This is a genomic window from Mesorhizobium sp. M1273 (genome assembly GCF_040318195.1).
Classification (GTDB): Bacteria; Pseudomonadota; Alphaproteobacteria; order Rhizobiales; family Rhizobiaceae; genus Mesorhizobium.
Map to the genome: position 1 here is coordinate 113,025 of NZ_JAMYLV010000003.1, position 17,786 is coordinate 130,810.

Consider the following 17,786-nt stretch of genomic DNA (forward strand, 5'->3'; position numbering starts at 1 on the left):
AATACCTGTTTCCGCTCACGCGGCACGCGAACGGACGGGGTGCCCAGACCGCATGGCGTCAAGGACCGGCGATACGGAATCGTCCGCCTCGCCGGTCCTGCTTCGCGCTATATAGGTTGTCGCGGGCCTTTCGCCGACAGTCTCGTTTGACGATGCTGACGACGTTTTGACGATCCGGATTTTCGCGCTGGTTTTTGCACCAGGCCGGATCAGCCTGATGATCCGGCGCACCAGCGACGGCCGGCTATAGTCCGGAACGGCGCGCGAGAAATCGACGTCCGGCAGCATACCGCGATGCGGACGCCGGCGGGTCTCGGCGTGAACCGCCGACGAGTAGGTCTCGCCGATCAAAAGCGCCCAGGTCGCAGTCTTCCGCTCGTGCAGGCTTCTTGAGCCGGGTATTCTACAGGGATCGAACATCGGTCCGTCCTCCAGTTGAAGATGCAGGTAGAAGGGTGAACCAACCCAGGCCGCGGGCACGCGCGGCGCGGCAAAGGTGGCATCGGTCGAAGCGTGTTCAGGTGGGGCGTTCAGCCCCTTCCACAGCTTGAAAAACATCGCAGGATTCCTTCAAAGGCCGAAAAAGGTTTCGGCGGGAATCGGTGCGATTGAAGTCTAGAAGGTCAGGAGAATCGTCGTACCGAAACCGCCGTCGGGCTGGTAAGCCCACGAGAGGGGTGGTGGATGTGCATGGCCATCATGAATTACCCCTCCGTCGGTTCGGGTTGACAATGCTGGCCGTATAACCGACTTCGCAGAAAATGACCACCCGCCAGTCCAGGAATTTCCAAAACCGCGAGAGCTCTGTGGCTGATCTGCCACTTATTAGAAAGACGCGGAAATGAACGACCGTCTCCGCATCGCGCTCTACCAGCCTGATATCGCCGGCAACACCGGGACAATCCTGCGCTTCGCCGCTTGCCTCGGTCTCGGCGTCGACATCATCGAACCGGCGGGCTTCCCGCTCGGTGACCGGGCGCTGAAACGGGCCGGCATGGACTACCTCGAAATGGCGGCGCTCACCCGGCACGTCGACTGGCACGCCTTCGAGGACTGGCGCAAGCTTGCCAAGCGGCGGCTGGTGCTGCTGTCGACCAAAGCCACGACCCCTTACACCAGCTTCGCCTTCGGCGATGACGACATTCTTCTGTTCGGCCGCGAATCCGCAGGCGTTCCGGATCTTGTCCATCAAGCGGCGAATGCCCAATTGACCATTCCCATGCAAGACGCTGCGCGCAGCATCAACGTCGCGCTTTCCGTCGCCATGGTGGCGGGTGAAGCCATCCGGCAACTCGGATAACGGCACTCCGTCTCCCGTCATCCTGGCCCAGGCGCACATCACCATCTCCTTGGTTTGCAGATCCCGGGTTTCTTCGCTACAAGCTCAACTTAACTTTAGGTCAAGCGAAAAAATCGGAACGGAAAAAGAGGGATGGCACCGGTAACGGAATTGACGGTCGGCCAAGTGGCCATGCGCAGCGGTGTGGCGGTGTCGGCGCTACATTTCTATGAGGCCCGCGGGCTGATCCGCAGCCACCGGACGTCAGGCAACCAGCGGCGCTACGGCCGCGACGTGCTGCGCCGTGTCGCGATCATCAAGGTAGCGCAGGAGGTCGGTATCTCACTGGCCGAGATCGGCACGGCCCTTGCGTCACTGCCTGAGGGCCGGACGCCGACGCGCGAGGATTGGAACTTGCTTTCGACCGCCTGGCGCGACGGGCTCGACCACAAGATCGCCCAGCTGAAGAAACTGCGCGACGGGCTGACCGACTGCATCGGCTGCGGCTGCATGTCGATCGACAAGTGCCCGTTGAGGAACAAGGGCGACCGGCTGGCAAGGGAGGGGACCGGGGCGCGGCGGCTGATTGTTGCATCCTAAATGGAAGCAGTGCGATTATGGTGCGATACGGAAGGGAACCTCAGTGCTGGGACATCTAATCCAAGCAGAAGAAGAGACACAGCTCATCGTGATCTATCGGATCGATTCCGGCGGCATGCCAACGCCCTATACGTCCTTGAGCTTCGATGAGGCGCAGAAAATGGGCTTCGAAAAATTCGGCAAGCTATTTGGTGAGAACCTAATTCTAGATTCTCCAAAATTGCGCGATCTATTTTTGTCGTGACATCCCTTAATCTGCTGCCGGCAACCGTCGTATCGTGAACTCGATCACGTCGCCCGGCCGCTCGAACCAGCTTTCGATCTCGGTCCAATAGGCCTGCTTGGGAAAGCGCTCGAACCATTCCTTCGCCTTGAGACGAGCGTCGGAGCGCGGCAGCACGAAGGTCTCGCGCAGGAAGCCGTCGCGCGGCATGCGCGCGTTCTCGGCGCGCGAACGGTCGAGCCTCTTCTTCAGGCCATCCAGCGGCGGTCTTGCCGGGGAGCGCACGAAAGAACACCATTCACACTTGACCCTTGCACCCAAGAGATTAGGGATCGCGGCCGGAAAAGACGAGTCATTTGTCGGGCGCGCCCGCAACCGGAGACAGGATTTGCAACGACCCGAGATACCGGCGGGGCTGCCAGCCGACATCGAACAGAAGAAGACGAAGGCACGGCTGTGGTTCGAGACGTTGCGCGAGCGCATCTGTGCCAGCTTCGAGCAGATCGAGCAGGACCTGCAGGGGCCGCAGGCTAGCTGGTCGCCCGGCCGCTTCGAAAAGACGCCGTGGCAACGCGATGCCGGCAAGGGCGGCGGCGGTATCATGTCGATGATGCACGGCCGCGTCTTCGAGAAGGTCGGCGTCCACACCTCGACCGTCCACGGCGAGTTCTCCCCCGAATTCAGGAAGCAGATGCCGGGCGCCGAAGAGGACCCCTCCTTCTGGGCAAGCGGCATTTCGCTGATCGCCCATCCGTGGAACCCCAACGTGCCGGCCGTGCATATGAACACGCGCATGGTCGTCACCTCGCGCCAGTGGTTCGGCGGCGGCGCCGATCTGACACCGGTGCTCGACCGCCGCCGCAGCCAGGACGACCCCGACACGATCGCCTTCCACAGAGCGATGCAATTTGCCTGCGAGAAGAACGCGGCGATCGCCGACTACGTGAAATTCAAAGCCTGGTGCGACGAGTACTTCTACCTGCCGCACCGTGACGAGCCACGCGGTACCGGCGGTATCTTCTTCGACTGGCTGCATTCGGATGAGGACAAAGGCGGCTGGGACGCCGATTTCAACTTCGTCCAGGACGTCGGGCGATCTTTTCTCGTCGTCTACGAACATCTGGTGCGCGCCAACTTCAATGACAACTGGACCGATGGCGACCGTGACGAGCAGCTCATCCGCCGCGGCCGTTATGTCGAATTCAACTTGCTTCACGATCGCGGCACCATCTTCGGGCTAAAGACCGGCGGCAATGTCTCCTCGATCCTGTCCAGCCTGCCGCCAGAAGCGAAATGGCCGTAAAATCTCGGTGAGCACGACGTGAGCCGCAATCGGGTCCAAATCCCCAGAATTTGACGGCGAATGTGGCGCAAGGCGCGCCAGAAAATATCTTTTTCGTCTAATATATCATTGTAAAGATTGGGCTATTTGTCGCGTCGGGCCGGGAAACGCCGGCGGTTCTTTACTCCCGAGAGCCGCGACCCGACGTGACCGGACGGCCCATGATTGAATCGGGCACCTTTCCCAAGCGGTGCCCGTATTTTCCAGGAGAGCATGCCATGCGCAAGCTTATTATGACCGCAGCCGCCACTGCCGTTCTCGCCTCTGGTACTGCCGCATTCGCTGCGGTCAAGCACACCACCGGCACGATCAAAAGCTTTGATGGAACGGCGATGAGCCTAGTTCTGGATAACGGAGCCACTTTTACGTTGCCCCAGACCTTCAAGGATCCTGGCCTGAAGGTCGGCGAAAAGGTCCGCGTCACGTGGGATATGAGCGGCAAGGATAAAATTGCCGAGGCAGTCAAGATCGTGAAGTGATGACCTGCCCGCTGGAGCAAGACGAGGTCTTACTCCTGGGTAGCGCAAGAGGGCGGAGCAGCGATGCTCCGCCCTTTCGCAACCCGATCACTAGAGGGCCGCGTGTCGGCTTGGACGCACGGGCACTCTAAGGCAACCAAAACCGTTCGATCGTGTTATGCTAAGCTGGCCAGCGTGTAGCCCGGATACCGGACACGGTTTCCGGATCGCGCAATCAAAGGTCTGGGGCTTCCGTGTCATTGCGCGGCGCGGCGCTCCAAGGAGGAAATGAGGAGAAGCCGATGAAGGAATTCCATTGCGGGTCGCTCGTACCCGGCTGCGAGTGGCACACACGCGCCGAGGAGGAGGCTGAGGTCATGCGCCGTGCCGTCGAGCATCTGCGCGAGACGCACGGCGAGACGGTGATCCGCGAGACGATGATCGAGGCGATCCGCTCGCGCATCGAAAAGGTCCGCGACGCAGCGTGACGGTCAGGATTCGAGTGCCTCCGCGGCGCGCTTGAGCAGCGCGCCGCGATCAAGCGCAAAACCGGACTCGACCCATTCCTTTTCGAGATTCTTCAACGTTGCACCAAGCTTCGGCCCCGGTGATGCGCCAAGCGTCGTCAGATCGGCGCCCTTGACCGGAAAAACAGGGTTTTGCCATTTTGCAGCAAAGGCAAGCAGGCGCGAGAAGCCGCCGGTTTCGAGCAGTGCGTCATTGTCTTCGACCGCGCGGGCTCGAGCGGAAGCGAGCAACAGCCGCAACCGATCGACAAAGCCTTGGCGGTCGCCAAAATAAAGCCTTTTCGCCAACTCTCCTTCGGTCGTTTTCGGATCGACGGCAGCCGTGATCGCCCAATTCCGCAGCCGGCTTGCTTCGCTCACGGAAAGCCTCAATCTCTCGGCAAGCGTTTTCATGCGCGCGGCATCCGGCGGCACGATGGCTTCCAGCCTGAGCAGCGGGTCCGGCGCCCAGGCCAGATCCTTCTCGGTCTTGGTCAGCCCGTGGATGGCATCGATGCCCCATTTCTCGCTTTCCGGCAAAACGGCGGTCAGAACGCCGGCCTGGCGCATCCACAGCAGCGCCCGCGACGGATCTGGCGCTGACAGCAATTTCTTCAATTCCCACCAGACGCGCTCGACCGAGAGCTGGTCGAGCCCCTGCTTCAGCCGGGCACAAGCCTTCAACCCTTCGGCATCCGGCCTGCCGTCGCCATACCATGCGAAGAAACGGAAGAAACGCAGGATGCGCAGATAATCCTCGCGGATACGCGCTTCCGGATCGCCGATGAATCGCAGCCTCCGCGCTTCGATATCGGCGATACCGCCGACCAGATCGACGACCGTTCCATCGGCTTCGGCATAGAGTGCATTGATGGTGAAATCACGCCGCTCAGCGTCGGCTTTCCAGTCGCGGCCGAACGACACTTTGGCGCGCCGGCCGTCGGTTTCGATATCGGCACGCAGCGTGGTGACCTCATAGGCCTTGCCGTGGCCGACCGCGGTGACTGTGCCATGCTCGATGCCGGTCGGTACCGTCTTGAAGCCTGCCGCCTCGGCGCGCCGGATGGTTTCCTCGGGCACCGTGGTGGTGGCGATGTCGATGTCGGCGACCGGCTGGCCGATGAGCGTGTTGCGCACCGCACCGCCGGCGACACGCGCCTCCTCGCCGCCATCAGTCAGCGCCGCGAGCAGGCGCTGCAGGTGGCGTTCGCCGAGCCACCCGGCCTTGCCCGCGATCGACACTGGATCGCTCACGAATAGAGCCTTTCATAAAGCGTACGGATGATGCCCGCGGTGACGCCCCAGATGCGCTGGCCGCCATAGGGCATCTCGTAATAGAACCATTCGAGGTCGTTCCACATGCGACTGTCTCTGGTGTGGTTGGCGGGGTCCATCAGAAAGCCCAGCGGCACCTCGAAGACGGCATGGACTTCGTCGGAATTCAGCGTCAGGCTGAAACCGGGCCGCACAATCCCGAGCACCGGGGCGATGCGATAGCCGCTGCCGGAAACGTAGTCCGGCAGACGGCCGACGATCTCGATGTAATCCCTATCGAGACCGATCTCCTCGAATGTCTCGCGCAACGCCGCCGCTTCCGGGCTCGCATCGGTTTGATCGATGGTACCACCGGGGAAAGCCACCTGCCCCGAATGGTTGCGCAGCTTTTCGGCCCGCCTGGTCAAAAGGACCGTGGCTTCATGGCCATGATCGACCACCGGGATCAGCACGGCGGCATCGCGCAGCGCCTTGGCCAGCTTCAGCCTGGGATGGCCCGGATTGAAGCGGTGGTCGCCAAAATCGTCGCCGGCATGCGCCAGCGGCTGCGCCGCGACGCGCTGGCGAAACCCGGCAACGGAAAACGGCAACGGCATCACCTGATCCATCATAGGCGGTCCATCATGCGCTCAGCCGTTTCAGTTTCTCAGCCGGCATGATTGGATAGACCTCGCCTTTGGAACGGACGGCAAACATCCTGTTGCCACCGATGTCGATCTCTTCGCCGTGCTCGACCAGCTCGTACATCACCGGCCGTGCCACCAGCGCCTCCAGCCGCCCGCGCACCAGCACATAAGGCTTCAGGCCACCTGTCTCGTCCTCATCGACGAAGCGCAGCGGGTGTCCCGCCCCAGCCTCGACCACGTCGCCGACATTGGTGCGAAAGGTGATGATTTGTCCGTCGCCGGCGCCCGACACGTCCATCTCGACGGCAATGAAGGGCGCGTCGGCGACGCGGATGCCGACCTTTTCCACCGGCGTCACCAGGTAAGTCCTGCCGTCCACGTCCTTGCGCAGCACTGAGGAAAAAAGCTGCACCAGCGGCATCCGGCCGATCGGCGTTCCCAGATAGAACCAGGTGCCGTCCTGCTTGATTTCCATGTCGAGATCGCCGCAAAATGCCGGATTCCAGCGTTCCACCGGCGCCGGCCCCTTACCGGCGCGCGTCGCGCGCGAGACCAGCGCTTCCAGCCCGCGCGCCTCGGTCGCGGCCGTCAGGCTCTCTTCACGATGGTCGGCGGCTTCCGTCATGGTCACGAAATAGTCACTGTTGTTCCGCTTGTCAGCCTAAGTCTGTGATTTAAGTTCATTGCAGGCGCATGCGAAGCCGAATCGCGGCATTCTCTGCGGCACCAAGGTGCCAAGCGGTGTTTCCAACAGAAGGATCGATGCTGCATGAGCGTTATGATCAAGGAAAGCCCAATCAGCGAAAAGGACATGGTGGCGCAGGCCGAGAAAGCGCTGGCCGACATTTCGAGGGTCCGTGACGGCGTCGGCCGGGTCATTTTCGGCCAGGAAAGCGTCGTCGAGCGCACGCTCGTCGCATTGCTGGCCGGCGGCCATGCACTGCTGGTCGGCGTGCCCGGCCTCGCCAAGACCAAGCTGGTCGAAACGCTGGGCATCGTGCTCGGCCTCGATTCGCGCCGCATCCAGTTCACGCCCGACCTGATGCCATCCGACATTCTCGGCTCCGAAGTGATGGAGCAGGATGAATTCGGCAAGCGCTCCTTCCGCTTCATTTCCGGGCCGATCTTTGCGCAACTGCTGATGGCCGACGAGATCAACCGCGCCTCGCCACGCACCCAGTCGGCGCTGCTGCAGTCGATGCAGGAATACCACGTCACCATTGCCGGCGTGCGCCATGATCTGCCGTCACCGTTCCACGTTCTGGCGACGCAGAACCCCCTGGAGCAGGAAGGCACCTATCCGCTGCCGGAAGCGCAGCTCGACCGCTTCCTGATGCAGGTCGATATCCTCTACCCCGAGATCGAGGCGGAGCGCCGCATCCTGCTGGAGACCACCGGTATCGAGGATGCCAAGGCTGAAAACGTGCTGCAGCCGGCGCGGCTGAAGGACATCCAGACGCTCATCCGCCGTATGCCGGTGCCGGAAAGCGTCGTCGAGGCGATCCTCAAGCTGGTGCGCTCAGCGCGCCCCGGCCAGGGCAACGCCGATACTGACAAGCACGTCGCCTGGGGCCCAGGCCCGCGCGCCAGTCAGGCGCTGACGCTGTGCACCCGCGCCCGCGCCCTCTACGATGGCCGGCTGGCGCCGTCGGTCGACGACGTCCGCGCGCTCGCCGAGCCGGTGCTGCAGCACCGCATGGCGCTGACCTTCGCCGCCCGCGCCGAGGGCACCACGGTTCGCGATGTTGTGGCGAAGCTCGCGAAAGGGATTTGATGGCGCGCATCGGTGAAGCGCAGGCACCGGCAGCGACGCGCGATGCGCTCGCCAGAGGCCGGTTGCGGGCTTCGTTGGTGCCGGACCTGCTGGTCGAGGCGCGCCGCATCGTCAACACGGTAATTGCCGGCTGGCATGGCCGCCGCAAGCGCGGTATCGGCGAGAATTTCTGGCAGTTCCGGCCCTATGTCGAAGGCGATTCCTCGCGCATTGACTGGCGCCGTTCCGCTCGCGACGACCACACCTATGTCCGCGACCGTGAATGGGAGGCTGCCCACACGGTGTGGCTTTGGGCCGATCCCTCGCCTTCCATGCTCTACAAATCGACCGGGGCCAGCGTTTCCAAGGAATCGCGCGCCCTGGTGCTGACGTTGGCCATGGCCGAGCTTTTGTCGCGCAGCGGCGAGCGCATTGCCTGGCCGGGCCTGACCGACCCGTTCACCGCCCGCAATGGCGCCGAGCGCATCGCGGCGCAACTGATGCACGCCGGCGACCTGCCGGCAAAGCCCGATCTATCCGGCATTCGCAGGTTCTGCGACATCGTCCTCGTCAGCGATTTCCTCGACCCCGTCGAGGACACTATTGCGTGGCTGGACGTTCCCGCCCGCCACGGCGTGCGCGCCCATCTGGTCGAGGTCGCCGATCCGGCCGAGGAAAGCTTCCCCTATGCCGGGCGCACCGAATTCACCGATCCTGAGACCGGCGACAAGCTGACCGCCGGCCGCGCCGAAATGCTGGGCGAGGAATATCGCCTGCTTTATGCCGCCCGCCGCCAGGAACTGGCCGCCTGGTGCAAACGGCTTGGCTGGAGCTTTACCGTCAATCATACCGATCGCCTTGCCTCCGAGGCGCTGGTGCGCATCCACATGGCGATGACCGCCGAAGGCAGCTTTGCCGGGAGGGCCCGCGCATGAGTTGGCTGCCGCTCTCCTTCGGGGCGCCGATGGTGCTGTGGGGCCTGCTGGCGCTGCCGGTGATCTGGTGGCTTCTGCGGCTGACCCCGCCCAGGCCGCAAGCCGAGGTGTTTCCGCCGCTCAGGATTCTCGCCCGCGTGCTGAGGCGCGAAGAAACGCCGCAGCAGAGCCCTTGGTGGCTGACGCTGCTCAGGCTGCTGATGGCCGCGCTTGTCGTGGCAGCACTTGCCGAACCCGTCTTCAACCCGCGCGAAAAGCTGCCGGCCGAAGGCGCCGCCCTGGCGCTGGTGATCGACAATGACTGGGCAAGTGCCGCCGACTGGGGCAAGCGGGTCGCCACCGCCGAGCGGCTGATCGCCGATGCCAATTCGAACGGCGTGCCGGTGCTCATCGCTTTCACCGCCGAGAAGCCGAATGCCGAGATCGGTCCCTTCGATGCCGCTGCCGCGCTCGACCGGCTGCGCGCGGCAAAGCCGCGGCCGATCCCGACCGACCGCCCCGCCGTCTATGCCCGCGTCGCGTCAGCCCTGGAGTCGCTGCCGGGCGCAAGCGTCGCAGTGCTCGCCGATGGCTTGGCGGCGCAAGGCGACGAAGCCGCCTTCAACACGTTGTTGTCAAAGAACGCGGCACGTGTCGTCTGGGCCGTCTCCGACCGGCTGTCGCTGACCGGCCTGACCGGCGCCCACAACCAGGTCGACGGCTTCGCCCTGACCGCCATCCGCGCACCGGGCGATCCGGCACCTGCACAGGTGACGGCCGGCGCGTTCGACGACAAGGGGCGCCGCATTGCCGACGCGACGCTGACCTTTGCCCCGGGCGGAACCACCGCAACCGGCACGATGGCGGTGCCGTTCGAACTGCGCAACGACTTCGCCTACATCGCGCTCGATGGCGAGCGCCAGGCCGGTGCCGTCCGCGTGCTCGATGAGAGCTCAAAACGCCGCCGCGTCGGGCTGCTGTCGCAGTCCGAGGCTGATCAGGCGCAACCGCTGCTGTCGCCGCTCTACTACATTCGCCGCGCCCTGCAGCCCTTCGCCGATCTCGTCGAGCCGTCGAGCGTCGATCTCGCCGACGCCATCCCGCAACTGCTCGACCAGAAACCGGCGATGATCGTCATGGCTGATGTCGGCACCATTCCGGAACAGGCGCGGCAGAGGCTGGTCGACTGGGTCGACAAGGGCGGCACGCTGGTGCGTTTTGCCGGTTCGCGGCTGGCCGCTGCCGGCAATGACGACGATCTGCTGCCGGTCCGGCTGCGCACCGGCGAGCGATCGCTTGGCGGCGCGCTGTCATGGACGGCGCCGCAGCCGGTCACCGAATTCCCGAAAACCGGTCCCTTCGCCGACCTCGCGCCGCCGACCGAGGTCACCGTTACCAGGCAGGTGCTGGCCGAGCCGACGCCCGACATTGTCGAGCGCACCTGGGCCACGCTTGCCGACGGTACGCCGCTGGTGACCGGGATGAAGAAGGACAAGGGCACCCTCGTACTGTTCCACGTCACCCCCGAGGCGACGTGGTCCAACCTGCCGATCTCCGGCAGCTTCGTCGAGATGCTGCGGCGCATCGTGCAATTGTCGCGCAACCAGGGCTCGGCGGTCGCCAATGCCGAGGCAGCCGCCACGTCGCTGGCACCCTATCGCATGATCGCTGCCGACGGCACGCTGGTGCCGCCGACGCCGGATGCCAGGCCGCTGGTGCCCGGCGCCGGCCCGCTGCCGGTGACGCTGGAAAACCCGCCCGGCCTCTACGGCTCGGAGACGGGAGTGTTCGCTCACAATCTGCTCGGTGGCGACAGCGCATTCACGCCGCTGGCCCGGCCTGAAATCACGGTACCGGTCACCACCATCCAGTATGCCTTCGACGAGCAGCACAACCTCAAAGGTCCGCTTGTCACGGCCGCTCTGGTGCTGATGGTGCTCGACACGCTTGCCGTATTCTGGATGGGCGGCCTGTTGTCGCGCCGGCCGCGCCGTGCCGGCGCTGCGGCCACGGCAGCCGTCCTGCTGATTGCGCTCGGCGCTTTGATTGGCCACGCGGACGTCGCGCGCGCCGACGACGCCAAACCGGGAGATACGGAGGCGATCGGGGACATTTCAAAGACCCGGATCGCCTACGTGCTGACCGGCGAGCCGGGTGTCGATTCGATCAGCCGCGCCGGGCTCGAAGGCCTGACCCGCTTTCTTATCGAAAAAACCGCGCTCGAACCCGGAGCACCGGCCGGCGTCGACATCTCGAAGGACGAACTTTCCTTCTATCCGCTGATCTACTGGCCGATCGATCCCTCGGCCCCGATGCCCAGCGAGGCCGCCATCGCCCGCATCGACGCCTACATGCAGCAGGGCGGAACGGTCTTGTTCGACACCCGCGACCAGTTCGCCAATGGCATTGGTGCGGATTCGACCAGCCCGGCGACGGAGCGGCTGCGCGACATCCTCGGCAACCTCAACGTGCCACCGCTTGAACCGGTGCCGTCGGATCACGTGCTGACCAAATCCTTCTACATTCTTCCGGAGTTTCCCGGCCGTTTTGCCGGCAGCCCGCTTTGGGTCGAGGCATCGCTCGAAGCCAGCAACACCGAGAACCGCCCGGTGCGCACCGGCGACGGCGTTTCGCCAATCATGATCACCGCCAATGATTTCGCCGGCGCTTGGGCCGTCGACGAGAATGGCGACCCGCTATTGCCGACGATGCCTTCGGATCCGATGCAGCGCATCTATGCGCTGCGTGCCGGCGTCAACATCATGATGTACATGCTGACCGGCAACTACAAATCCGATCAGGTGCACGTCCCGGTGCTGCTCGAACGGCTGGGGCAGTAGACTATGAACTGGTCGCTCTCCTTCGAACCGCTCATCACCTGGCCACTGCTCGCAGTGGTTCTGGTGCCGCTGCTGCTGCTGGCGCTGGTCGGCCTTTGGTTTCGCCAGCGCGGCGCGGTCTTCCGCCTGGCAGCCCTGATTGCCCTGGCGGCGGCGCTGCTCAATCCGGTGTTCCTCGACGAAGAACGTGAGCCGCTGAAAAGCATTGTCGCCGTCGTCGTCGATCGCAGTCAGAGCCAGGATATCGGCGACCGCACCAAGCAGACTGACGCGGCGTTGGCCGGGCTTCAGCAGCGTCTCGGCCGCTTCAAGCAGTTCGACGTCCGTGTCGTCGAAGCCGGCAAGTCCGAAGCCGCTGACGAGCGCACCGAGACGCGGTTGTTTTCCTCGCTCGAAAATGCTTTCCGCGACGTGCCGCCATCGCGCATCGGCGGCGCCATCATGATCACCGATGGCGAGGTGCATGACGCGCCGTCCGGCGCACCCGATTTCAATGCCCCGCTGCACGCGCTGATTACCGGCAACGAGCATGAAAAGGACCGTCGCATTCGCTTCGAGAATGCGCCGCGCTTCGGCCTCGTCGGCAAGCCGCTCGACATGACCTATCGCGTCATCGCCACCAACAACGAAACCGGCCTGGTCGATGTCCGCGTATCGGTCAATGGCGAGCAGGTATCGGTCGAGCACGCCAACATCGGCCAGGCGATGCCGCTGCAGGTGACCATTCCCAGCGCCGGGCGCAACATTGTCGAACTCGCCATCAACCACGAGCCGGGCGAACTCACCGACACCAACAACCGCGCCATCGCGCTGATCGACGGCATTCGCGAAAATCTGCGCGTATTGCTCGTTTCCGGCGAACCGCATGCGGGCGAGCGCACCTGGCGCAATTTGCTGAAATCCGACGCTTCGGTGGACCTCGTGCACTTCACCATCCTGCGCCCGCCGGAAAAGCAGGACGGCACACCGATAAACGAATTGTCGCTGATCGCCTTCCCGACGCGCGAGCTGTTCGTCGAGAAGATCAAGGATTTCGACCTGATCATCTTCGATCGCTATCAGCACCGCGACGTACTGCCGATCCTCTATTACGACTATATCTCCGAATATGTCGAAAAGGGCGGCGCGCTGCTGATCGCGGCGGGCCCCGAATATGCCGGCGAAAGCTCGATCGCCCGCACGCCGCTGATGTCGGCGCTGCCGGCAATGCCGACCGGCGAGGTCATCGACAAGGCCTTCTATCCGCGCCTCACCGATACCGGCCAGCGTCATCCGGTAACGCGCGGGCTCGACGGCTCCGCGACCGAGCCGCCGCACTGGAGCCGCTGGTTCCGCACCATCGGCGTCGAGAACCCCGAGGGCGAGGTGGTGATGAAGGGCGCCGACAACCGGCCGCTGCTGCTGCTCGACCGCAAGGGCGAAGGCCGCGTCGGCATGCTTCTGTCCGACCAGGGCTGGCTGTGGGCGCGCGGCTTCGAGGGCGGCGGCCCCCATGTCCAGCTTTACCGGCGCATCGCCCACTGGCTGATGAAGGAGCCCGAACTCGAGGAAGAGCGGCTGACCGCCGACGGCCGCGGCATGGTGCTTGAAATCCGCCGCCAGACGATGAGCGACGACCCCGGCCCGGCGCAAGTCATCACGCCGTCCGGCAAGGCACTGATCGTCAGGCTCGAGAAATCCGAACCAGGCGTCTTCCTCGGCAGCGTCGAGACCAACGAAATCGGTCTCTATCAGGTCGGCAATGGCGACCTGACGGCATTGGCCCATGTCGGGCCGGTCAACGCCCCGGAATTCACCGACGTCGTCTCCACCGAGAACCAGCTGAAACCACCGGCTGAGGCAACCGGCGGCAGCGTTCGCCGGCTGGCGCCGGCCTCAGCACTTGGCACTCTCACCAGCACCGTCACGCTGCCATCCGTAGTCCCGGTCCGTTCCTCGGGCGCTGCCTCCGGCGATGACTGGATCGGCCTGCGCACCACCGACGACAGCGTACTCAAGGCCGTCTCGCGCGTGCCGCTGTTCGGCGGCTTCCTCGGCCTCGGCCTGCTGCTTCTGGCGATGGGCTCGATGTGGTACCGCGAAGGGCGGTAACGCGGTTTATCCTTCTCCCCTTGTGGGAGAAGGTGGATTGGCGCGCAGCGCCAAGACGGTTGAGGGGTGCTGGACGGAGTGCCGTCCTTGCCAAGCTGGAACACCCCTCATCCGACCGAGCTTCGCTCGGCCACCTTCTCCCACAAGGGGAGAAGGAAGAAAGCGAACCGCCCTACTCCTCCGGCTCCGTCGTGAACATCAGCGGGTAGCCCTTGGCCTTGCCGGCATCGGTTGCCCGCGCCGCCTTGGTCTCGGCGACATCCCTGGTGAAGACGGCGACAACGCAGACGCCGCGCCGGTGCGCGGTGATCATTATCCTATGCGCCTGGTCTTCGCTGAGCTTGAACTCGGACTTCAGCACCGTCACGACGAACTCGCGCGGCGTGAAATCGTCATTGACCAGGATGACCTTGTAGAGCTTCGGCCGTTCGACCTTCGGCTTCGTGCTGGTACGGGGTTTTGTCGTGATTTCAGGCATTGGACCGGCAATTGCGTACGACAGCTTTGCGGTCATTTTGACATGGGCAAAAGCGGTCGTCCATTCAACCGCGCGCGATCGGCTTGCCGGCGAGCGCAGTTCACAAATCCGTGCCTATGTGGGAACTGCCGGCTGGCGTTCACCTGGGCGGTGTGGGCAGGGACTGGCCCTATTGTATGCACGCAACAAAAAAGACGACCGCTCCAGGCAAATCGCAACTGGAGCGGTCTTCTCATAGGGTAGAAAGATGTCGCTTGATCAGGCCTTCGGAGCTGCCTTGACCGCGTGCTTCTTGTGCTTCTTGACGGTCTTCTTGGCAGCGACCTTCTTCACGGCCTTGGCCGGCGCAGCGGTCGTCGTTGTCGTCGCAGCCGGGGTGGTGGTCGCGGCATTGGCGCTGCTGGCGCCGAGAACCGGCATCGAGACGGCCAGCGCGATGGCGAGACCGAGGGCGGAGAGGAGGGACTTTTTCATGGCTTCACTTCCTTTTTGTGCAGATCGGATTGAGTGTCACTGAACGGGATCGATCGGTGTCACTCCAAGCAGCTTCAAAGCGTTCGCGAGCATCCGGATTCCCTGTGCCTGTTTCTTGTTGGCGCAGAACCGGTTTCCCTTTCTTTGAAGTGCTTTCGCCGCGGTGACCTGCGTTGCCGCGGCATGGGTTTCGAGGGCTTCGTCAAACTGGCGGTTCAGATCGATGCAACGCTCGCTGCGGGTGGTCGCCACCTTTGCATCGGCCGCCTTTGCATTGGCCACCTTCGCATCGGCCAGTTTTGCATCGGCATGTTCGACCGCGACCGTGACGAGCGAAATGGAAAGCAACGCACCCATCAGACTGATCGAGAACCTTTGCATTGGTCTGTCCGTAATCCCGTAACGCGTGTCGCAGCCGATGACCTGACCGCCACGGCACCACTTATGCCTTTGATTTTTTTCGGCAGTTTTTCCGGATTGTAGAATTTTGTTTCTGGATTGTTTCTGGGCAGCCCGGATCGGGTCGCCGATCTCCACTGGCCAACTTATGGCCTGAATTCTATCGTCTGGCTGACAGCCGAAGCAGCGCTTGGGCGATCCACAAATGACAGGTTCCCTGTGAAATCCGACCCCCACATACTGATCGTCGACGACGACAAGGGCATTCGCGACCTGCTTCAGGAATTTTTCCAGAAGCGAGGGCTGCATACATCGGTCGCCGCCGACGGCACCGAGATGGAGACCATCCTACGCCGCGCCCAGGTCGACCTGATCGTCCTGGACGTCATGCTGCCCGGCAAGAGCGGGCTGGAGCTCTGCCGCGAGTTGCGCGCCAATTATTCGACGCCGATCATCATGCTGACCGCGGTTACCGAAACTACCGACCGCGTGGTTGGGCTGGAGATGGGTGCCGACGACTACGTGCCGAAACCCTTCGATCCGCGCGAGCTGCTCGCACGCATTCGTGCCGTCTTGAGACGCAATGGCGCCGCCGAACCGCGACGCGCGGCCTCGCGGCAGATCTACCATTTCGCCGGCTGGACGATGGACTGTTCGCGCCGCCGGCTGATGGCGCCCGGCGACGTCAGGATCGAGCTGACGATGGCCGAATTCAATCTACTGCAGACCTTCGTCAAGAGCGCGCAACGCGTACTGAGCCGCGAGCAGCTGATCGAGCTGTCCGGCGGCGACAGCGGCTACAGTTTCGACCGCAGCGTGGACATTCTGGTCAGCCGGCTGCGGCGCAAGATGGAGGATGACCCGAAAACGCCAAAGCTGATCTTGACTGTGCGCAGCGGCGGCTACCAGTTCCTGCCTGAGACGACCGCCGAATGAGACGTATTCTGCCGCAAACACTGCCGGTCTGGGTGCTGCTCATCGTCATAGCCGGCCTGCTGATCAGCCAGATCGCGACCCTCTACATCGTTTCGCGCGACCGTGCCGCCGCCAATGACGTCGTCGATCTCTACCGGCTAAACGACCGCGCCTTCTCGCTGGTACAGCTGATGCATGACGCCACCCCCGAACAGCGCAAGGCGACGGCCTCCGGCCTGTTCAACGCCACTTATGCGCTCACCGTTTCCAACACGCCCGCCGTTACTTCCTCGATAGCCGGCGACGACGAGCTGGCCGAATTGGAGGACATATTGGTCGGCCGGCTATCGAAGTTCGGCATCACCGACGCGCGGGTCCGCCGCGACCCGGCAACGCACGAAGCCGACGCTCCCGGCGGGACGGTCGCCGGTCCCGATATTGGCCAGGTCGAGCGCGACCTGCTGGTGCTGGCGGCCGATTTCGCCCAGAGCGACAAGCTGACCGCTTCGCTTCGCTTTGCCGACGGCCAATGGCTGAACTTCACCGAGCCGAACACGCCGGCCGGGCCGATACTGAGCTTCGATAGCCTGCCACTCTATGCCTTGATCGCCGGGCTGGTGGTGGCTTCCTCGATCTGGTCGCTGCGCCGGCTGACGGCGCCCTACCGGATGATGGAGACCGCGGTGAAGCGGATCGGCGAGGACCTGAAGAGCCCGCCGATCGCCGAGAGCGGCAGCCGCGAGGTGCGTACCGCGGCAAAGGCGGTCAATGCCATGCAGGCAAGACTGCGCGCCTACGTCGAGGACCGCGAGCATCTTGCCGCCGCACTGGCGCACGACCTGCGCACGCCGTTGACCAGGATGCGGCTGCGCCTCGAACTGCTGAGGAATTCGTCCGTGCGCGCCGCACTGGCGCACGACCTCGCCGACATCGAAGGCATTGCCAGCTCGGTCATCGACTTCGCCACTTTCGAGGTGACCGAGGAGAAGAGCGAGAGGATCGATTTCTGGTCGCTGGTAGAATCGATCGCCGACGGCTTCGACGAGGTCTCCTTCGACAATGAGGACGCGCGCTCGCGCGGCCTGATCTGCGTCGCGCAGCCGGTCGCGCTACGGCGCTGTGTCACCAACCTCGTCCAGAACGCGGTGACCTATGGCAAGAGGGCGCATCTCAGCCTGCGTCAATCAGGCAAGACAATCACGCTGGCGATCCATGACGAGGGTCCGGGCATCCCGCAAGCCGAGCTCGACGCCGTGTTCGGCTCGTTCGTGCGCCTGGAACAGTCGCGCAGCCGTCAGACCGGCGGCCTCGGCCTCGGCTTGACCATCGCCCGCAACATCGCCCGTAGCGCCGGCGGCGAAGTCAGCCTGTCCAACCATCCCGATGGCGGCCTGATGACGGAGCTGCGCCTGCCGCTGGCGGTTTAGCTTGCGTATCGGGCTAAGCCGGCGTTCCTTCGCGCCCCCCTCTGTTCTGCTGGACACCTCCTCCACAGGTGGGGAGATTGGTCGTCATCGCCGATTTCGCCAATTACAAACGTTGGAATGTGAGAGCCGTCCGCGAAGCCGCCGATCTCCCCCCAAGTGGGAGAGATGTCCGACAGGACAGAGGGG

At 63.7% G+C, this 17,786-nt stretch carries 20 protein-coding genes; 12 read left to right on the forward strand and 8 right to left on the reverse strand.

Going from position 1 to position 17,786, the window contains the following annotated elements; genetic code table 11:
* Positions 1-15: 15 nt before the first annotated feature.
* Complete coding sequence (locus NKH30_RS04875; RefSeq protein WP_352469727.1) at positions 16-558, reverse strand: hypothetical protein; 543 nt, start codon at positions 556-558, stop codon at positions 16-18.
* Between the two features lie 283 nt (positions 559-841).
* Between NKH30_RS04875 and NKH30_RS04880 the strand changes: the two genes are divergently transcribed.
* From NKH30_RS04880 to NKH30_RS04890, 3 genes are all read left to right on the forward strand, one after another.
* On the forward strand, positions 842-1,300 hold the full coding sequence (locus NKH30_RS04880; RefSeq protein WP_352541004.1) for a tRNA (cytidine(34)-2'-O)-methyltransferase: 459 nt from the start codon (positions 842-844) through the stop codon (positions 1,298-1,300).
* A 132-nt stretch (positions 1,301-1,432) separates the two neighbouring features.
* Positions 1,433-1,879 (forward strand): redox-sensitive transcriptional activator SoxR, encoded by a 447-nt coding sequence (gene soxR / locus NKH30_RS04885; RefSeq protein ID WP_352541003.1) that lies wholly within the window; start codon positions 1,433-1,435, stop codon positions 1,877-1,879.
* Between the two features lie 43 nt (positions 1,880-1,922).
* Entirely contained in the window at positions 1,923-2,123 is a 201-nt protein-coding gene (locus NKH30_RS04890; RefSeq protein ID WP_352541002.1) for a hypothetical protein, read from the forward strand.
* 6 nt (positions 2,124-2,129) lie between these two features.
* Here the strand turns inward: NKH30_RS04890 and NKH30_RS04895 are convergent, their stop codons facing one another.
* Positions 2,130-2,387, reverse strand: a complete 258-nt coding sequence (locus NKH30_RS04895) for a hypothetical protein (protein WP_352994427.1) — start codon at positions 2,385-2,387, stop codon at positions 2,130-2,132.
* A 103-nt stretch (positions 2,388-2,490) separates the two neighbouring features.
* On the opposite strand from NKH30_RS04895, the gene hemF reads away from it, so the two are divergent.
* From hemF to NKH30_RS04910, 3 genes are all read left to right on the forward strand, one after another.
* On the forward strand, positions 2,491-3,405 hold the full coding sequence (gene hemF, locus NKH30_RS04900; protein WP_352541001.1) for an oxygen-dependent coproporphyrinogen oxidase: 915 nt from the start codon (positions 2,491-2,493) through the stop codon (positions 3,403-3,405).
* A 257-nt stretch (positions 3,406-3,662) separates the two neighbouring features.
* A complete protein-coding gene (locus NKH30_RS04905; RefSeq protein WP_352541000.1) occupies positions 3,663-3,923 on the forward strand; it encodes a DUF1344 domain-containing protein in 261 nt (86 codons plus the stop codon).
* A 281-nt stretch (positions 3,924-4,204) separates the two neighbouring features.
* Positions 4,205-4,390, forward strand: coding sequence for a DUF1059 domain-containing protein (locus NKH30_RS04910; protein WP_023679490.1), 186 nt, complete (start codon positions 4,205-4,207; stop codon positions 4,388-4,390).
* Positions 4,391-4,393: 3 nt separating this feature from the next.
* On the opposite strand, the gene NKH30_RS04915 is transcribed toward NKH30_RS04910, so the two are convergent.
* From NKH30_RS04915 to NKH30_RS04925, 3 genes are read right to left on the reverse strand one after another with little or no spacing between them, the layout of a single operon-like run.
* Positions 4,394-5,662: a CCA tRNA nucleotidyltransferase gene (locus NKH30_RS04915; protein WP_352540999.1), complete on the reverse strand. Its 1,269-nt coding sequence runs from the start codon at positions 5,660-5,662 to the stop codon at positions 4,394-4,396.
* The gene (locus NKH30_RS04920) at positions 5,659-6,291 is read right to left on the reverse strand and encodes a CoA pyrophosphatase (RefSeq protein ID WP_352541101.1); all 633 of its coding nucleotides are present in this window, start codon (positions 6,289-6,291) and stop codon (positions 5,659-5,661) included. The genes NKH30_RS04915 and NKH30_RS04920 overlap by 4 nt, the downstream gene beginning before the upstream one ends.
* 13 nt (positions 6,292-6,304) lie before the next feature.
* Complete coding sequence (locus NKH30_RS04925; RefSeq protein WP_352994517.1) at positions 6,305-6,934, reverse strand: DUF1285 domain-containing protein; 630 nt, start codon at positions 6,932-6,934, stop codon at positions 6,305-6,307.
* A gap of 144 nt (positions 6,935-7,078) precedes the next feature.
* On the opposite strand from NKH30_RS04925, the gene NKH30_RS04930 reads away from it, so the two are divergent.
* The 4 genes from NKH30_RS04930 to NKH30_RS04945 are packed head-to-tail and all read left to right on the forward strand — an operon-like array spanning position 7,079 to position 13,907.
* Entirely contained in the window at positions 7,079-8,083 is a 1,005-nt protein-coding gene (locus tag NKH30_RS04930; protein WP_352450525.1) for an AAA family ATPase, read from the forward strand.
* A complete protein-coding gene (locus tag NKH30_RS04935) occupies positions 8,083-8,997 on the forward strand; it encodes a DUF58 domain-containing protein (protein WP_352540998.1) in 915 nt (304 codons plus the stop codon). Before NKH30_RS04930 ends, NKH30_RS04935 begins: the two co-directional genes overlap by 1 nt.
* Entirely contained in the window at positions 8,994-11,816 is a 2,823-nt protein-coding gene (locus tag NKH30_RS04940) for a DUF4159 domain-containing protein (RefSeq protein ID WP_352994431.1), read from the forward strand. The genes NKH30_RS04935 and NKH30_RS04940 overlap by 4 nt, the downstream gene beginning before the upstream one ends.
* Before the next feature lie 3 nt (positions 11,817-11,819).
* Positions 11,820-13,907 carry a hypothetical protein gene (locus tag NKH30_RS04945; RefSeq protein ID WP_352540996.1) on the forward strand — a complete coding sequence of 696 codons (2,088 nt, stop codon included), beginning with the start codon at positions 11,820-11,822 and terminating at the stop codon, positions 13,905-13,907.
* 172 nt (positions 13,908-14,079) lie between these two features.
* Here NKH30_RS04945 and clpS read toward each other — a convergent pair whose 3' ends face one another.
* The 3 genes from clpS to NKH30_RS04960 all read right to left on the reverse strand — a co-directional run bounded on the left by clpS (position 14,080) and on the right by NKH30_RS04960 (position 15,240).
* On the reverse strand, positions 14,080-14,385 hold the full coding sequence (gene clpS / locus NKH30_RS04950; RefSeq protein WP_352540995.1) for an ATP-dependent Clp protease adapter ClpS: 306 nt from the start codon (positions 14,383-14,385) through the stop codon (positions 14,080-14,082).
* A gap of 258 nt (positions 14,386-14,643) precedes the next feature.
* Positions 14,644-14,859: a hypothetical protein gene (locus NKH30_RS04955; protein ID WP_352450529.1), complete on the reverse strand. Its 216-nt coding sequence runs from the start codon at positions 14,857-14,859 to the stop codon at positions 14,644-14,646.
* A 36-nt stretch (positions 14,860-14,895) separates the two neighbouring features.
* The gene (locus tag NKH30_RS04960) at positions 14,896-15,240 is read right to left on the reverse strand and encodes a hypothetical protein (protein ID WP_352469825.1); all 345 of its coding nucleotides are present in this window, start codon (positions 15,238-15,240) and stop codon (positions 14,896-14,898) included.
* Between the two features lie 237 nt (positions 15,241-15,477).
* On the opposite strand from NKH30_RS04960, the gene NKH30_RS04965 reads away from it, so the two are divergent.
* Positions 15,478-16,194, forward strand: coding sequence for a response regulator (locus tag NKH30_RS04965; RefSeq protein WP_352469721.1), 717 nt, complete (start codon positions 15,478-15,480; stop codon positions 16,192-16,194).
* Positions 16,191-17,600 carry an ATP-binding protein gene (locus tag NKH30_RS04970; protein WP_352540994.1) on the forward strand — a complete coding sequence of 470 codons (1,410 nt, stop codon included), beginning with the start codon at positions 16,191-16,193 and terminating at the stop codon, positions 17,598-17,600. The genes NKH30_RS04965 and NKH30_RS04970 overlap by 4 nt, the downstream gene beginning before the upstream one ends.
* Positions 17,601-17,786: the final 186 nt, after the last annotated feature.

Coding starts and splice junctions, on each gene's coding strand:
- clpS (WP_352540995.1), bottom strand. CDS start 14,385: ATGCCTGAAATCACGACAAAACCCCGTACCAGCACGAAGCCGAAGGTC.
- NKH30_RS04905 (WP_352541000.1), top strand. CDS start 3,663: ATGCGCAAGCTTATTATGACCGCAGCCGCCACTGCCGTTCTCGCCTCT.
- NKH30_RS04880 (WP_352541004.1), top strand. CDS start 842: ATGAACGACCGTCTCCGCATCGCGCTCTACCAGCCTGATATCGCCGGC.
- NKH30_RS04925 (WP_352994517.1), bottom strand. CDS start 6,934: ATGACGGAAGCCGCCGACCATCGTGAAGAGAGCCTGACGGCCGCGACC.
- NKH30_RS04920 (WP_352541101.1), bottom strand. CDS start 6,291: ATGGATCAGGTGATGCCGTTGCCGTTTTCCGTTGCCGGGTTTCGCCAG.
- NKH30_RS04935 (WP_352540998.1), top strand. CDS start 8,083: ATGGCGCGCATCGGTGAAGCGCAGGCACCGGCAGCGACGCGCGATGCG.
- NKH30_RS04960 (WP_352469825.1), bottom strand. CDS start 15,240: ATGCAAAGGTTCTCGATCAGTCTGATGGGTGCGTTGCTTTCCATTTCG.
- NKH30_RS04970 (WP_352540994.1), top strand. CDS start 16,191: ATGAGACGTATTCTGCCGCAAACACTGCCGGTCTGGGTGCTGCTCATC.
- NKH30_RS04910 (WP_023679490.1), top strand. CDS start 4,205: ATGAAGGAATTCCATTGCGGGTCGCTCGTACCCGGCTGCGAGTGGCAC.
- NKH30_RS04940 (WP_352994431.1), top strand. CDS start 8,994: ATGAGTTGGCTGCCGCTCTCCTTCGGGGCGCCGATGGTGCTGTGGGGC.
- soxR (WP_352541003.1), top strand. CDS start 1,433: ATGGCACCGGTAACGGAATTGACGGTCGGCCAAGTGGCCATGCGCAGC.
- NKH30_RS04930 (WP_352450525.1), top strand. CDS start 7,079: ATGAGCGTTATGATCAAGGAAAGCCCAATCAGCGAAAAGGACATGGTG.
- NKH30_RS04955 (WP_352450529.1), bottom strand. CDS start 14,859: ATGAAAAAGTCCCTCCTCTCCGCCCTCGGTCTCGCCATCGCGCTGGCC.
- NKH30_RS04945 (WP_352540996.1), top strand. CDS start 11,820: ATGAACTGGTCGCTCTCCTTCGAACCGCTCATCACCTGGCCACTGCTC.
- NKH30_RS04875 (WP_352469727.1), bottom strand. CDS start 558: ATGTTTTTCAAGCTGTGGAAGGGGCTGAACGCCCCACCTGAACACGCT.